This window comes from Caballeronia sp. SEWSISQ10-4 2, from assembly GCF_030464885.1.
Classification (GTDB): domain Bacteria; phylum Pseudomonadota; class Gammaproteobacteria; order Burkholderiales; family Burkholderiaceae; genus Caballeronia.
The window spans coordinates 98,762-115,511 of the sequence record NZ_JALPRJ010000017.1; the positions used below are offsets into that span (position 1 = coordinate 98,762).

At 61.9% G+C, this 16,750-nt stretch carries 8 protein-coding genes; 5 read left to right on the top strand and 3 right to left on the bottom strand.

The annotated features are described in order from the left end of the window. The first annotated feature begins 18 nt into the window (after positions 1-18). Positions 19-13,290 carry an LPD38 domain-containing protein gene (locus M0D69_RS14095; RefSeq protein ID WP_301782600.1) on the top strand — a complete coding sequence of 4,424 codons (13,272 nt, stop codon included), beginning with the start codon at positions 19-21 and terminating at the stop codon, positions 13,288-13,290. Here the strand turns inward: M0D69_RS14095 and M0D69_RS14100 are convergent. Together M0D69_RS14100 and M0D69_RS14105 are read right to left on the bottom strand one after the other, a co-directional pair. After that, complete coding sequence (locus M0D69_RS14100) at positions 13,287-13,448, bottom strand: hypothetical protein (RefSeq protein WP_301782601.1); 162 nt, start codon at positions 13,446-13,448, stop codon at positions 13,287-13,289. The genes M0D69_RS14095 and M0D69_RS14100 overlap by 4 nt on opposite strands. Continuing rightward, positions 13,445-13,717, bottom strand: a complete 273-nt coding sequence (locus M0D69_RS14105) for a hypothetical protein (protein ID WP_301782602.1) — start codon at positions 13,715-13,717, stop codon at positions 13,445-13,447. Before M0D69_RS14105 ends, M0D69_RS14100 begins: the two co-directional genes overlap by 4 nt. A gap of 195 nt (positions 13,718-13,912) precedes the next feature. Here M0D69_RS14105 and M0D69_RS14110 point away from each other — a divergent pair, with 195 nt between their 5' ends. From M0D69_RS14110 to M0D69_RS14125, 4 genes are read left to right on the top strand one after another with little or no spacing between them, the layout of a single operon-like run. Next, the gene (locus M0D69_RS14110; protein WP_301782603.1) at positions 13,913-14,278 is read left to right on the top strand and encodes a phage holin family protein; all 366 of its coding nucleotides are present in this window, start codon (positions 13,913-13,915) and stop codon (positions 14,276-14,278) included. Continuing rightward, positions 14,275-14,880 carry an N-acetylmuramidase family protein gene (locus M0D69_RS14115; protein WP_301782604.1) on the top strand — a complete coding sequence of 202 codons (606 nt, stop codon included), beginning with the start codon at positions 14,275-14,277 and terminating at the stop codon, positions 14,878-14,880. The genes M0D69_RS14110 and M0D69_RS14115 overlap by 4 nt, the downstream gene beginning before the upstream one ends. Beyond that, the gene (locus tag M0D69_RS14120; protein WP_301782605.1) at positions 14,877-15,113 is read left to right on the top strand and encodes a hypothetical protein; all 237 of its coding nucleotides are present in this window, start codon (positions 14,877-14,879) and stop codon (positions 15,111-15,113) included. The genes M0D69_RS14115 and M0D69_RS14120 overlap by 4 nt, the downstream gene beginning before the upstream one ends. Further along, positions 15,103-15,576 carry a lysis protein gene (locus tag M0D69_RS14125; RefSeq protein WP_301782606.1) on the top strand — a complete coding sequence of 158 codons (474 nt, stop codon included), beginning with the start codon at positions 15,103-15,105 and terminating at the stop codon, positions 15,574-15,576. The genes M0D69_RS14120 and M0D69_RS14125 overlap by 11 nt, the downstream gene beginning before the upstream one ends. 488 nt (positions 15,577-16,064) lie before the next feature. Here the strand turns inward: M0D69_RS14125 and clpP are convergent, their stop codons facing one another. Then, a complete protein-coding gene (clpP, locus tag M0D69_RS14130) occupies positions 16,065-16,670 on the bottom strand; it encodes an ATP-dependent Clp endopeptidase proteolytic subunit ClpP (RefSeq protein ID WP_301782607.1) in 606 nt (201 codons plus the stop codon). Between the last annotated feature and the right edge of the window lie 80 nt (positions 16,671-16,750).

A 16,750-nucleotide genomic window follows, 5' to 3' on the forward strand; every position in this document is an offset into this window, starting at 1 on the left:
CAAGCCAAAGGAAGCCCCATGCCGAAGAATTTATTGCTGCAAACGCCGGACGCTGGCGATGTTGCCGACCTGTTCACCCAAGCCGCGAGCGACATTCCGCGCTTCGAAATGCCCGCCTTCCCCGGCACGGCCGCGCCAAGTGCTGCGCCTGCCCCTGCACCATCTGGCCCGATCCAAACCGCATCGCAACCCGCACCGGCACCGGCCACGCCCGGCGGCCGCGCCGCGCCTACGCACGGCGACCTGATCGCGCGCGCGAAGGCACTCGGCATTGACGAAGGGCTCGCAACGTCCATCTTCGGCGTGGAATCGTCCGGCAACTGGAACAGCAAGGATTCGCCGAAAGGCGCGGTTGGCGGCATGCAGGTTATGCCGGACACGTACAAGCAGATGATGGGGACGTACTCGGGCCAGCGCGATCCGTGGAACAACATGGAAGCGGGCTTGCGCTATCTGCAATACGGCATGAAGACGCTCGGCACGTCGGACCCTTCCCTTTTGGCGGCCGGCTATCAGGCGGGCTACGGCAACAAGGACGTGCGCGCCGGCAAGCTGCCGACGAACGTATCGGACGGCAACCTGACACCGGCACAGTACGCGGCGAAGGTCGCAAAAGGCGGCCTGACGGGCGACATCACGGAAGGCGGCCGCTATAAGCAGCTCACGCCCGAGCAAGCGGCACAGATGGAAGCGGACGCGGGCGAGCCCGGCCGGTTCAAGGCGCTCACGCCTGACGAGCTGGAAAAGCTGCCGGCGAGCGCACTGGTTGACGGCGCGCAGAAGAAAGACGGCGAAGGCTGGTGGAAGCGCAATCTCGGCCACCTTGGGACCGATGCAAAAGTGGGCTGGAACAACCTGCTTTCGTCGATCGACGGTATCAAGCAATCGGAATCGGCCGATATGCTTGACCTGTTCACGAAGCGTTATTCGCAGGACCAGATCAACGCCGATCCGAAGCTGCAAGCCGAGTTTGCCGCGCGCGCGAAGGATTACGCCGATGTCACGAAAAAGATCAAGGACCGTGGCGAGGAAAACTCCAAGCTGAATAAGGAAGGCGGCCGCGCATCCACGAACGAATTCCTTGGCTTGAGCGAAAACGCCAAGTGGGATATGCCGACCCTGAAGGCGATCGGCGCCGCCGTGGTGAAAGACCCCGTTGGCGTTATCGCCGACTTGGGCGTGCAATCCGGCCCGCAGATGATTGCCATGATGGCGGCCGCCGTTCTCGCACGCGGGGCCGGCACGGGCGTAGGCGGCGCAGCTCTGGCGGGCGGCGCCACGTCGGGCTTTCTGCAATTCGGTTCCGACTATTCCGACTTGCGCGAGCAAGGTATGTCGCACGACGAAGCGTTCAAGACGGCGGCCGCGAAAGCATCCGTTGTCGGCGCGCTCGATGGCGTTTCGATGGGCTCGGCCGGCCATGCGCTCGATGTCGTCATGGCAAAGAGCGGTGGCAACAAACTGCTTGGCATCGCAAAGAAGGCCGGCACGATCGCGGCCGAGACTGGCAAGCAAGGCGCGCTCGGGATGACGGGCGAGGCTGGCGGTTCGCTGGCATCCGGCCGCACGCCGAACCCGGTTGACGTTGCAGCGGAAGGGCTCGGCGAAATCGCTGGCGCACCGTTCGAGGCAATCAGCATGAAGTCGGGCAAGCCGAAGGCCGCGCCCGCGCCTGCTGTGCCGCCTGCCGGTACGGTGGCAACTGGCCCGGTTACGCCTGCTGCGCCGCCGGCCGCGCCGGCCGCTCCCACTGGCCCGATTGGCACCGCAGTAGCAGCCGCCGGCCTGAATCCGCAACCGGCACCGGCCGCGCCTGCTGCACCGGCCGCGCCTGCCGGCGGGAAGGCCGTGGTAGTGCCTGGGGATGATGGCTCGCAATACACCGTCACGAGCGGCCCGCAAGGTTTGAGCGTGACCAAGATCGACCCGGAAACCGGCGAGATCATCGCGGACACGCCGACGCCTGCCGCACCGGCCGCGCCTGCTGCCACTGCGCCGGCCGAACCCGCGAAGCCGGCCGTCGAGCAGGCCGCGCCGATCGCGGACGAACCGCTCTATCAGCAAGCCGTGGACATCGTGCGCGCAGGCGACACGGGTTCTATCTCGCTCGTGCAGCGTCAATTGAAGATCGGCTACAACCGCGCCGCGCGCCTCCTCGAACAGATGGAAGCGGATGGCATCGTGTCGGCGCAGACGCCGGACGGTAAGCGCACGGTCCTGAAAGGTGAGAAGAAACAGGAGGCGGCCGCGCCTGCCGAGAAGCCGGCCAAGGTGGACGTAGCGGGAATGTCTGACGCGGACCTGACCGGCCGCAATGAATACCTGTCGGAACAAGCGAAGGCGAACGGCGGATGGAACAAGGTTCTCACGGGGGAACGTCGCCGTGTGCTTGCCGAGATCGACCGCCGGGCAAAAGCCGCAACCAAGGAGGCAACGAATGTACAGGCCGCCACTGTCGGCGCAGGTAGCGTCAATCCTAATGCACAAGCTGACGTTCAATCTGAAGCATCTAAACCCGGTAGCACGGTCGCTGCGAATCCGGTTCCTGCTAACCCTGTCGCCACTGGTAAGCCAGCGGAAACACTGAGCACCGAGCTTGCGGGCGCCAAGCCGCGCTATGCGTTCGGCTCCAAGCAATTCGACCTGTCGTTTGATAGCGATATCGACCGCGCCGCGTACATCACTGCGCAGAAGAACCCGAGCAAGCGCGATGCGGACTTCGTGAAGTTCGTTACCGATGCCACGGGCATGACTGAGGAGCAAGTTCGCGCCCACGGCGCCGCAGTGCGCGAGAACATCAAGGGCATGGCCCGCGACGCGGAACCCGGCATGCTGAAGGTTCCCGCTGTCGAGCGCGGCGCCGCGCCGGCCGCACCGGAAAGTGCCAAATCTGGCACCGACCTGACCGATATCGCCGACCGTTGGTCCCGTGCCACGACGGCCGAGCGCGCCGCGATCCTCGGCGATGCGAAGCTCTCGGACTCGCTGGCATCGCGCGGTTTCGACAAGATCGAGGGACCGGGCCAGCAACGCATTGCGAAGGCCATGCGCTCGCGCGAAACCACGGCGCCGGCCGTCGAAGCTACGCCCGACATTGCCGCCGGCAAGTGGTTCGGCTCGCAAGAGAAGGCTGACGCGTTCGTGGCGAAGAAGAAGCTCGGCGAATCGCATAGTGTGGTGCAGACCGGTAAGGTGCGTTTCGAGATCAAGCCGAAGGCGGCCGTCGAGATCGACGCGGCCGCGCACGAAGCGCAGACCAGCCAGAACAACGACTTGCCGGCGCCGACTCAGGCGCAGATCGAGGCAGGCAATTACAAGAAGGGCCACGTCAATGTGCAAGGGCTCGATATCACTGTCGAGAACCCGCAGGGCTCTACCCGCTCTGGCGTGGCCGAAGATGGCACCGCATGGTCTAGCACTATGTCTGACCACTACGGCTACGTGCGCGGCACGGAGGGTGCGGACGGCGATCAAGTGGACGTGTACGTGGGCGCGAACCCTGACGCCGAGCGCGTGTACGTCATTGACCAGATCGACCAGAAGACCGGCAAGTTCGACGAGCACAAGGCCATGATCGGCTTTGACTCGAAGGAAGCCGCAACGGCCGCGTATAGCAAGAATTTTGATGCAGGTTGGAAGGTTGGCGAAGTGGCCGATATGTCGATGGCCGACTTCAAGACGTGGCTGAAGGAAGGCGACACCAAGGCGCCGGCCGTCGATCCTGACGCGCCGACGTTCACCGACGCCTACCGCCTCGCGGTGAAAGACCCTGAAGGCAAGACGCTGAAGGGCTGGCAAGAGATCGGCGAGAACGCGGACGGCGACAAGGTATATGACACGGTTGGCATTCGTGCCGTGAAGACTGGTGACTACGTTGTGAAGGAAGTCGCGCACATGCCGAAGGGCCAGCGCGTCGCCGAGTTCAACACCGTTTCCAGCACCCTGGACCACAACCTGTCCCCCGAGCACGGCGGCATCACGCGCCGCGAGTCGATCGATCAAGACATCGCGGACGGCAAGACCACGCTGAAAGAATTCAAGTCTAAGGAAGGCGTGAAGTGGTGGGAGCTGTCGGAAAAGGGTAGCAAGGCGCCCGCCTCCCTCCTCAACAATCAGGAGCAAGCGGACTATGCCCGCGAGCAAATCGCCAAGCTCGGCGTGGCCCAAGCCAAAGCGGCCGCACCGAAGAAGCCGGTAACGGTGAAGAAGGTTTCGGAAGGCATCACGGCTATCGTGATCGACCCGAGCGCAGCGAACGACGGTGCGAAGCCGAACGGAACGGACCCGTTTGCAGGTAATACCCTGTTCACGTCGGACAAGGTAGCGGCCGCACGCGACCGCCTGAAGAGGAAGCTCGGCACGCTGAACAGCGGGTTTGATCCCGAGCTGGTAATGGACGGCATGACCATCGCAGGCGCATACATCGAATCGGGCGTGCGCTCGTTCTCGGACTATGCGGCCGCCATGACCGCCGACATCGGCGAGTCGGTAAAGCCCTACCTCCTGTCGTTTTGGGAAGGCGCGCGCAACTTCCCCGGCCTGAACACCGATGGTATGACCAGCGTAGCGGAATCCAAGAAAGCGCATGACGCTCTCATTGCAAAGCAACCTGTATCGCCTACAATCGAATCGGCAACCACGCCTGAAGGAATCCAAAATGAACGACTCGCAACTCAGGAGTCTCCTGCTGGAAGCGATGCAGGAGTACGCGCCGCAAGCACTCGCGCAGATGAAAGCGCGGGGCCATCTGAATCCGTATCTGGACGAGCTGATGGGTCAGACGTTGCAGGCGATCAACGATCCCATGCAGGAAGCAACGATCGGGCTCGTGACGCAGGGAAGCGAGACGTTCGAGCCGAACCCGCTGAAGCGCGTGCAGAAGATCAACATGGCGACCAACAGCGCAACGGAGATAGCGCTCGCGCAGGCAATGGAAACGATCAAGGCGCTAAGTCCCGAGTCGGCAGTGACTACCGCATCGGACCCGGAAGCCTGAAGCGTGAAGGTTCTTGGCGTGCTACGGCTACGCGGAACGTCGATGCTGTAGAGCTGGCGATCAAGCTGACCGCAGAGAACCGCGCGCCGACGCCGGACGAACAGGCGCAGCTCTCGAAGTTCACTGGTTGGGGTGCATCCGAGATCGCTAACGGCATCTTCCCGGATAAGTACGGCCGCTATAAGGACTCGACTTGGCAAGCGCTCGGCGAACGCCTGAAGGCCGCGCTCACGCCGGAACAGTACGACACGGCCAAGCGGACCACGCAGTATGCGCACTACACGTCGGAAGGCATCATCACGGGTATCTACGGCGCCATGCGGCGCATGGGTTTCGGTGGCGGTAAGCTGCTTGAGCCCGGCATGGGCGTGGGCTCGTTCAAGGGCTTGATGCCTGCCTCGATGGCGGCCAGCTCGCACTACACCGGCATCGAAATGGACCCGATAACGGGCATGATTGCGAAGCTCCTCTACCCTCAATCGAACATCATCAATGGCGACTTCACGAAGACCGCGCTCCCGCGCGATTACTTCGACGCCGCGATCGGCAACCCGCCGTTCGGCCAGATCACCATTAGCAACGATCCCGAGTATCGGAAGAACAGCTTCCTGCTGCACGACTATTTCTTTGCGAAGACGCTGGACCGCGTGAAGCCGGGCGGCATGCTGGTGTTTGTCACGTCCAAGGGCACGATGGACAAGGGTTCCGACCGTGCGCGGACCTACCTCGCCGAGCGCGCGAATCTGGTTGGCGCCGTGCGCCTGCCGCAGACCGCATTCAAGGACAACGCCGGCACTGAAGTTGTGACCGATGTTCTGTTCCTGCAAAAGCGCGGCAACGGTGTAGAGGACAACGGCGTGAAGTGGCTGGACACGGCCGAAGTGACCACGCCGCAAGGCCCGACCAAGATCAATGAATACTTCGCGGCGCACCCCGAGCAAGTGCTTGGCGCTCACGCGCTCTCGGGCTCGATGTACCGCATGAACGAGTACACCGTGGTTCCCGAGCCGGGCGTCAATCTCGATGAGGCATTCGCCAACGCCGTGGCCCGCCTGCCGGAAAACATCTACAAGGCCGGCGCGAAGAACCCGCAGGCCGCCAAGGCACAGGCGCTGCAACGCGACTTCAACCCGCTCAACAAGAAGGAAGGCGGTGTTTATGTCGGCCAGGATGGCGCCCTTATGCAGACGGACAACGGTTCGGGCGTAGCACTCGAATCCCGGCGCGGCGCCGATGGTAAAGAGATCGCGCTCAAGCCGAAGGAAAAGGAATTCCTGAAGTCGTGGGCGGGCTTGCGTGACTCGCTGAAGCTAGCGCAGCTCGACCAGCTCACCAACGGCGATTGGGAGAAGTCCCTTGCCGCGCTGAACGCGACCTACGATGCGTTCGTGAAGAAGCACGGCAACATCCTCGACTTCTCGACCATCACGCGCACCGACGACGAAGGAAACGTCACGGAAACCAAGCGTTTTAAGAACGATCCGCTCTTGCGCCTGGACGTCGATGGCCCCCTCGCCTACTCGCTCGAACACATCACGCCTACCGGCGAGATCGTGAAGGCGCCGGTATTGTCCGAGCGCGTGCTCGAACAACCGCGCGAGGCCGAGATCAAGACGACGAACGACGCGCTGTTCGTTTCCATGAACAACCTTGGCAAGCTCGACCTCGACGACGTTGCGAAACTCGGCAGCATGACGCGCGCCGAAGTTATCGAAGCGCTCGGGACCGCGATCTACGAAGACCCGGCAAAGGGCTGGCAGACGAACGATGAATACCTGTCGGGCAACGTCGTGCGCAAGCTGAAAGAAGTCGAAGCGGCCGCCAAGACCGACAAGCGTTTCAAGCGCAACGTCGATGCGCTCCTCGCGGTGCAACCGAAGCCGCTTGGCCCGACCGATATCACGGTGAAGCTCGGGCAGAATTGGGTTCCGCCGAAAGACATCGTTAAGTTCGCAACCGAATCGCTCGGCGAGCAGATCGACGTTTCGTATAGCGAGCGCACCGGCCAGTGGTCCACCGAACAGTCGGGCTCGAACATGAGCGCGTTCAACGGCCCGCGCATGAACGCCGGCATGATCCTCGAAAACGTGCTGAATAATAAGCAACTGAAGATCACCTTCCGCGATCAGGACGGCAAGACGCACGTTGACGCCGAATCCACGGAGAAGGTGAACGACATCGCCAACAAGATGCGTGCGGCCTTCAGCTCGTGGATTTGGACGGACACGGCCCGCGCTGACCGGCTCGTTAGCTACTACAACGAACACTTCAACAACATCGCGCCGCGCCAGTTCGACGGCTCGCACCTGACGTTGCCGGGCGTGTCGATGCGCTTCGACCTTCGCGCGAACCAGAAGCGGGCTATCTGGCGCGCGATCCAGCAGGGAGACACGTACCTTGCTCACGCCGTGGGCGCCGGCAAGACGTTTGAAATGATCGCCATTGGCATGGAGGAGCGCCGGCTCGGGCTCTCGAACAAGCCCATGTACGCGGTCCCGAATCACATGCTGGCGCAATTCGCCCGCGAGTTCTTGGAGCTTTACCCGGCCGCCAACATCATGGTTGCGGACGAGCAGAATTTCCACACGCACAACCGCCGGAAGTTTGTCGCGCAAGCCGCGCTGAACAACCCTGACGCGATTGTTATCACGCACTCGGCGTTCGGCCGCATCGGTATGTCGGACGAGTTTGCATCGAAGTTCATTTCTGACCAGATCGCCGAGTGGCAAGCCGCGCTCGACGAAACGGACAAGGGCGACCGCATCACGCGTAAGCAGATCGAGAAGCGCATCGAGCAATTGGAGCGCCGCCTCGAATCGCGCCAGTCGGCCGAGAAGAAAGACCGCGTAATGTCGTTCGAGGAGCTTGGCGTGGACCGCCTGCTGGTGGACGAAATCCACGAGTTCCGTAAGCTCGACTTCGCCACGAACCAAGGCAACATCAAGGGCATTGACCCGAACGGGTCACAGCGCTCCCTCGACCTGTACATGAAGAAGACGTACCTCGACCAGAAGAACCCCGGCCGCGCGCTCGTGGGTGCATCCGGCACGCCGGTAACGAACACGATGGGCGAGCTGTTCACGGTGCAACGCCTGTTCCAAGCCAAGCAGCTTGAGGAAGACGGCCTTCACAACTTCGATGCGTGGTCGAACCAGTACGGCGACATCGTTGCAGGGTTCGAGCAGAACGCGGCCGGCGGGTACGAGATCGTCTCGCGCTTCGCCAAGTTCCAGAACGTTCCCGAGCTGATGCGCCGAGTTCGCTCGTTCATGGACATTCTCACGTCGCAACAGCTCTCGCAGTACGTCGAGCGTCCGAACGTCAAGACCGGCGGCCGCGAAGTGAAGGTTACGCCCTCGCCTTTCGGCTACAAGGAATATCAGAAATCGCTCGAGTCGCGTATCAATGCGATCCGTGCGCGCAAGGGACCGCCGAAAAAGGGTGACGACATCATCCTGAAGGTTATTTCCGACGGCCGGTTCTCCGCTATCGACATGCGCTTCGTCGATCCGACCGCGCCGAGCGACCCGAACAGCAAGCTGAATCAAATGCTGGCATCGGTCGCGGCCGACTACCACGCATCCGCCGACTTCGAGTATTCGACGAACGGCAAGATCGACGCCAACAAGGGCGCCTCGCACATCATTTTCACGGACATAGGGCTCGGCGAGCAGTCCGCCGAAACGCGCGGGTTTGATATGAAGGCGTGGATCGAGCACGCCCTTGTCGAGGCCGGCGTGAAGCGCGAGCACATTGCGTTCGTGCGCGACTACAACACGCACGCGAAGAAAGAACGCCTGTTTGCCGCAATGCGCGCGGGCGACAAGCGCATCATGATCGGCGGCAAGGATATGGAAACGGGCGTCAACGTCCAAAAGCGCCTGTACACCGAGGAGCACTTGGACGCGCCGTGGTTCCCGGCATCGGTCGAGCAGCGCGAAGGCCGCATCATCCGCCAGGGCAACCAAAACAAGGAAGTCGGCATTCGCGCCTGGGCGACCAAGGGCAGCTACGACGCAACCATGTGGGGCATGAACGCCCGCAAGGCGCGGTTCATCGAGCAAGCGCTGACCGGCGACGATAGCGTGCGCTCCCTCGAAGACGTGTCCGAAGCCTCCGCGTTCGATATGGCGGCCGCTCTGGCGTCGGGCGACGAGCGTTACATGAAGCTCGCCGGCCTGAAGGCGGACGTTGAACGTCTGGACCGCCTTGCGCACGCCCACCACGACGAGCAGAACAAGCTGCGCCGCGATAAGAATTACGCCGAGTCCCAAATCGAGCACGATCAAAAGATCACGGACGAGCTGACGGAAGCACTGACGAAGGCCAAGCCGATCCGCGCGGGCGAGTTCTCGGGCAAGGTGGGTAATGTCACGATCGAGGACCGTGCCGAGTTTGGGGGCGCCGTGTTCAATCGCTTCAAGGAGCTGGCAGAGAAGGAAGCGGACACGTCCGAGCAGATCGGCGAGATCGGCGGTTTCCCGATCATGTACCACGGCATAACGCTGAAGGGCTCGGGCGAATACAACGCCGCTGTCACCATCGACATTCCCGGCGACCCGAACCCGATCATTTCCCTGCCGCTCGACCCGGATTTGCCGATCGGCGGCATTGCGACGCGCGCAGCGAATCAGGTGAACAACCTCGAAGGCCAGCGCGCGCAGCTCGCCGAGCGTATCAAGATCAACGGCAACCGCCTGAAGGGCATCAACGGCCGGCTTGGCGCCGTGTTCCCCGAGCAAGCGATGTTGCTCGAAAAGGTTGCCGAGCTGCACAACCTGCAAGACGAGCTGACGAAGGAAAAGACGGCCGAGAACGCGCCGGCACCGTCCGCTGACGCGGCGGCCGCAACGGTCGATATCGAAGGCAAGGAGAAATTCAGCACGGCACCGGTCGAGCAGGAAAAGACCGGCACGGCCGCCGAGCAATTGGACGCGAGCTTGCGCGAAGGCCAGTACGGAGACTTCGCCGGCAAGCTGATCGATGCCGGTAGTGTGGTGCTGCACGATACCGCACTAACCCTCCCGACCGAGAACGGCGCCGGGCGCCAGGGTATGACGACGGAAGACGGCAAGATTCACCTTGTTGCCGATCAGCTCACGCCGCAAAGCGCGGCCGCCGTTCTGCTGCACGAGGCTTTCCACTCTGGCGGCAAGAGCCTGATGAATGAAGCGGCATGGACGGGCTTGCTCGGGCGCCTCGAAGCGCTGATGAACCAAGGGCGCCAGTCCGGCGGCCGCGCGCGCGAGTTCTACGACAAGGCCCGCGCCAGCGTGGAAGCAGCAAACACGCCGGCCGACCAGCGCGCCGAGGAGTTCGGCGCCTACGTGATCGAGCACTTCGAGCAGGCTCCGCGCGTGTTCCTCCGTTGGGCGGATGACGCGGCCGGCGAGATCAAGGCATGGGTTCTGCGCAAGTTCGGCAAGCAGCTCGGCGCCGTCACGCCGGCACAGCTCCGCGCTCTGGCCGTTGCCGCGCTGCGCGATGGTCGCGTAGGCACAAACGGCCCGCAGGGTGGCACGCGCTTCTCGACGCCGACCACCGGCACCCCGCCGGCAAACAGCCTGACGCCGGCCGCGCCTACCTTTTTCGAGCGCCAGCAGGCCCGCGCGCAGAACAACATGAACCGCGTGAAGAAGGTTCAAGAGCGCATCGCGGAACTGACGGGCGCACCGATCGAGGAACGCGCCGATTACTACCAAGCCGAAACGAACCGGCCGGGCCGCATCGCTGCGCGCAAGGATGACGCCGAGGCTCATATGTTCAAGCCGCTGATGAAGGCGCTGAAGAAAACCGGGTTCAAGCCGGATGACCTCGCCGACTTGCTTCACGCTGAACACGCGGTAGAGCGCAACGACGCAATCGCGCGCATCAACCCGGATATGCCGGACGGTGGCTCGGGCATGACGAATGCCGAGGCTCACGCCATTCTCGTGAAGTACGCGAACGCAACCGAGCTGAAGGCTATCGCGCAGAAGGCACGCGACATCGCCAAGGCTACCCTTCAGCTCAAGCTGAACTACGGCCTGATCGATCAACAGACGTTCGATACGATCGACAAGGCATACGCGAACTACGTGCCGCTGAAGGGCGACGGCGAGTATGGTCCCAAGGTAAAGCGGGCGATGGGCCACAGCTCGCGCGACGAATACATTCTGGAAAACATCGCGCGCGACTACGATCAAGTCATATCGAGCGGCGAGAAGAACCTCGCACGTCAATTCCTCCTCGCGCTCGTGGCCGAAAACCCGGATGACGACCTCTGGACCATCGGCGTGCCGCCGAAGGGCCGCTACATCGCCGGCCGCGTGTACAACGTGGTCGATACCGGCCCGCTCGGCGGCAAGACCGGCAAGACGGTAGGCTCGTTCACGTCGCAATCTCAGGTGAATGCTTTCCTCGAAGGGCTTGGAGCGCACGCCCGCGCCAACTACACCGTGCTCGACTCGAACGGCGATCGTGTGGCCGAGTTCGTCAAGCCGTTGCAGGAAAACGAGGTAATGGTCTACGTGGACGGCCAGCCGGTTCGCATCCAGATCCACGATTTGCCGCTTGCCGCGCAGCTTCGCCCGCTCGACAACGCGCAGATGCACCCGATCCTCGAAGCCATGCGGACCATGAACCGCTACTTCTCGAAGATTTACACGGGCGCGAACCCGGCATTCATTCTGCGCAACGCGATCCGCGACTTCGGCACGGGCTCGGTGAACATGGCCGGCCAGTACGGCGCCGCGACGATGGCAAGCGCCTGGAAGCACTACCCGATGGCGTTCAAGTCTCTCGGCCAGTGGGCGGCCACGGGCAAGGCGCCGGCCGGCAAGATGGGGACGTACCTGACGGAATACCGCATGCAGGGCGGCAAGACCGGCGCATCGTGGATGAGCGACCTCGACGCGCATGGCAAGAACCTGACGGCCATGTTCGAGGACGCATACGGCGCGCGCGGTTTCCTGAAAGACGGCATGAAGGGTAAGGCCGCCGTCGTGGCCGGCCGCAAGATCGTGAGCGGCCTCGCGCACGTCTTCGAGATCGGCAACCAAGCGGCCGAAAACGCGATGCGTCTCGGGCTCTATGCCACGCTGCGCGACAAGGGCGAAACGCCGGGCAAGGCAGCAGCGGCCGCGAAGAACGTCACCGTTGACTTTGACCGCAAGGGTTCGACCACGAGCGCGCTCGGCGCAATCTGGCTGTTCTTCAACCCGGCCATTCAAGGTACGTCGAACGCGTTCAAGACCATCCTGAAGGGCGACCACAAGGTGCAGGGCATGGCAGCACTCGGCATGCTCGGCGCGCTCGGGTTCATGACGGCCGCTGGCGGCATGGATGATGATAAAGACGAATGGCTCGGGACCGCTTGGAGCATGCGCACCAAGAATTTCCGCATGCGCATCGGCAGCAAGACCTTGCAGGTTCCTGTGTCTCAGGAATTCGCGCCGATCTACGCTATGGGTGTTGGCCTCGCCGAATTGACGCGTGGCATTAGCCCGATGAAAACGACGGCGCGGATGGTATCGAGCTTTATCGATGCCTACTTCCCGCTGAATGGCATCTACGACGCGGATAGCGACAACCACAAAGCAGACATCGCGGCCGCCGTCACGCCGACGATTGCCAAGCCCTTCGCCGAGCTGGCAAACAACCGCAATTCGTTCGGCAACAAGATTGTTCCCGAGAACGAGCACGCACCGAACACGCCCGCGAACCTGAAGAAATACCGTTCGAGCGAAGGCTCTGTCTACGATGACATCGCGCAGGCGACGGCGAAGGCTGGCGAGTTCATCGGCATGAAGCCCTACCAAGACGACATCACGAAGGTGAGCCCCGAGACGTTGAAACACCTTTGGCGCTCGTATGCCGGCGGCTTGGGTCAGTTCGTGGCGGATATGGTTGGCATCGGCAAGCTGGCAGTCACCGAGCCGAGCGCGATCGAAGCCAAGGATATGCCGTTCGTGCAGGACTTCGTTAAGGATCAAACGATGGGCGCTCTGCGCTCGCGCTACTACGACGTTACGGCCGAGTCGAAGGCGGCACGCGAGGAGCTGATGCTTGCGAAGAAGGCGAAAGACCCGGAAGCGATCACCGAGGTTGCGACGCGCGAGGGTAACGGTATCTTGATCGGTACGGCCAAGGTGGCAGACAAGACCACGAAGACGCTCTCAACGATCCGGGAAATGGAGGTTGCTATCCAGAAGGATAAAACCCTGTCCGTGGGCGAGCGTCGCGCCAAGCTGAAGGAAAACGAGGCATTGCAGCAGCAGATCATTCGCAACGCCTTGGACGTCATCCAGCGCTAACGAAGGGACGCGACTCGGGGATACAACTCAAAGCATGAGGCGGCCCCGATCCGCGTTTGCGCGCGGACGGCGCACTCTTCGGCGCTCGAATACCCCAGGGTGAAGCGCCCTATCACCATCCCGAACACGAGCGCGATAACTACGGCAACGTAGTTCATCGCGTTTTCCTTGCGCGATCCTCCGCGTCGATCACTTCAACGGCGCGCTGCACACGGCGCAAGCGCTCTATCTCGCGGATGGCGGCCGCCTCTACACAGTCGCGGATAAACGACGATTTGCTATGAATGGCGCGGTGCTCGACGAGGTAATCGAGCTGGATCATAAGAGGTTCGGGAAACGGAACGTTGATAGAGATTTTCACGCCGGGATTGCCGGCGGACCACGGCGTTTCCGCCTGTTCTGCCTTTGTCAGTCTGCGTGCGGGCACGTGCTCTGTGTTTCTGCGCGGCGTGGTGTTTCCCATTTTTTCGGCCTCTATAGCACGGTTCCGCACAATGCGAAACCATAGGACAAATATTCGCATTTAATCCTTTTAGGCACTAGCGCCCGCGCGCGATATGTGGTTAGCAAAACCCTTGACGGTGCTACAATCGCACCATTATTTCTTGGTGGGTCAATCGGGATGAACGAGGAAATCCGACAAGTCGCAGAAGCAGCTAAAGACCCTACCTCATACGATCTTTTGACGTATGGATGGGTCTTTGCGCTTTCTGCCTGGGGCGGCTGCGTTCGGTTTATCCGTAAAGTCAAGGCGGGCGAAATGAACACGAAGCAAGCTCTCAATTCTTTGGCATGCGAAGTAATTATTTCGGGCTTCTCGGGCGTAGTGACCTTCTACGCGGCGCAAGCCACTGGCGTATCGCCGCTTTGGACTGCTGTGCTCGTGGGCGTGGCCGGACATATGGGCGGCCGCAGCATCGAGATATTCGAAGGGTTCTTCAAGCGGTGGGCCGGCGCACCGGCTGACGACGATAAAGGCAAGCAATGACCGTTACCACTCTCACCCTCGACGACTACAAGAAAGCGGCCGCAGACCTTGGCGTGTCGGTCGCGGCCGTTCGTGCCGTTGCATCCGTCGAGACTAAGGGCGCCGGGTTCCTGCCCGATGGCGTGCGGCCCGTGATCCTGTTCGAGCGGCACATCATGCGCCGCCAGCTCGTGAGCAACGGCCTCCCCGGCGATGCGCAGCACTTCGCCATGACGCAACCGGACATCGTGAACGCGACGCCGGGCGGGTATTCGAATAAGGCCGGCGAGTGGGACCGCCTCGCGCGGGCTATTACGATCCATCGGCCGTCCGCGATCGAGTCGGCATCGTGGGGCATTTTTCAAATCATGGGCTTTCACTGGAAGCTCATGGGCTACGCATCGGCGCAAGCATTCCTTAATGCCATGTATAGCGGTGCAGGCGCGCACCTCGATGCCTTCATCCGCTTTGTGAAGGCGAACCCGAATCTGATTCGCGCGCTGCGCGCCCTCGACTTCGCCGCGTTCGCGTCCGGCTATAACGGCAAGGATTACGCGATCAACAAGTACGACACGAAGATGCGCGACGCCTTCATTACCTACAGCAAGGAGCAAGCAGCATGAGGAAGCTTATCGACGCCATCGCGGCGCATTTGATCGACGACATTCACCGCGCGCACACGTTCCTTGTGACGTGGCTCGCGCTCGGCCTGGGCGTCGTGGCGGAAGCGGCCGAATACCTGCCCTTCCTGCGCGATTACTTCGACCCGACCACGTTGAAGTGGATCGCACTCGCGATCTTTGTGGCTCGAATCATCAAGCAGGGCAAGCCGGCCGAGGCTAAGAATGCTGGCTAAAGCGATTGCCGTTCTCGTCGCGGCCGCGCTCCTGTTCGGCGCGGGCTGGACGGTGAACGGCTGGCGCGCAGACGCGGAAATCAACACGCTCAAGTCGGGCTATGACAAGACGGCGGCCGATGCAACCGAGAAGGCGCGCGCGACTGAGCAAGGCTGGCAAAAGAAAGTCGCCGACATCGACAAACAACGTTCAAAGGAACTGGAAGATGCGAAGCTTGAAAACGCTCGGCTGTCTGCTGCCGTCGCTGCTGGCGATGTCCGCTTGCGTGTCCGCGCCTCCTGCTCGGCAAGCAGTGGATTGCCCCAAGCCCCCGGCGCCGCCGGCATGGCTGATGAAGGCACCGCCGAACTCGATTCAGACGCTCGACAAGATTATTTCGCCCTACGCGATCAACTAGCGGAAAGCGAGAAACAGATATTTGGCCTTCAGGACTACATCAACACCGTACTGTCGCCGCAATAGTCTCTCTCCCCTTGGCATGGGGTTTGGCCTCGCTCTCGGGCGGGGCTTTTTTTTACCCATCGGCGCATACTGTACGTTTATACAGCTTCCGATATCTCGATGGGCTTCCTCCAAGACCGTGACTTCTCGCATCCGTGCTGGCGATGCGAGCATTGGGCCGGCGACATTCCCAACACGGCGCACGCCTATTGTGTCCGTGACGGCCGTTTGCTTGTCCAGGCGATTGCGGCTACTGGCTGCGCGTTTTGGGTAGTGGCGACCGGCTTGGATGAGGACGAACAGCCCGCAAAATGGCGCCAACCGAGCGTGCGATGAGCCCCATTTCCCACGGTTTTCAGTCTACGCATTTTCTCCCCACGCACCCCGCAAACCCTTTGTTTATATAAAGGTTCGTAGCCGACCTCACGCACCAGGTTGAAAACAAAGCCTCGCAGTGAAAACTGCGAGGCTTTGTCGTTCCTGGCGCTGGTTTGTAGGGCGATGACAGATCAAGCGGCCCCGCGCTGCGTCAGCACTTCATCGATCAAACCGTACTCCCGCGCCTGATCCGCCGACATGAAATTGTCCCGGTCGGTATCGCGGACGATCTCCTCCACGCTCTTGCCCGTGCGCTCCGCCATGATCCCGTTCAGGCGCCGGCGCAAGTGCAGCACCTCTTCGGCCTGGATGGCGATATCCGCAGCCGTGCCCTGCGAACCGCCCGAAGGCTGGTGGATCATGATGCGCGCGTTGGTTAACGCGAACCGCTTGCCCTTGGCGCCCGCGTTCAGCAGGAACGTGCCCATGCTGGCGGCGAATCCGGTGCATAGCGTGGAGACGTCCGGGCGGATGAACTGCATGGTGTCGAAAATCGCCATGCCGTCATAGACCGAGCCGCCCGGCGAATTGATGTACAGCGAGATGTCCTTGTCGGGGTTCTCGGCTTCGAGGAACAGCAACTGCGCCACGACCAGACTCGCCGTCTGGTCCGTCACCGGTCCCACCAGGAAGATGATGCGTTCGCGCAGCAGCCGCGAATAGACGTCGTAGGCACGTTCGCCGCGTCCGGATTGTTCTATGACGGTCGGCACGAGGCCAAGGTTGTGGGGATTCATATCGCTGCGTTTCCTTTGTTTTTGCCGATATCGGCTGAAGGTGGTTGCCTCACCCGATATGACGCGCACCGTCGTCCGTG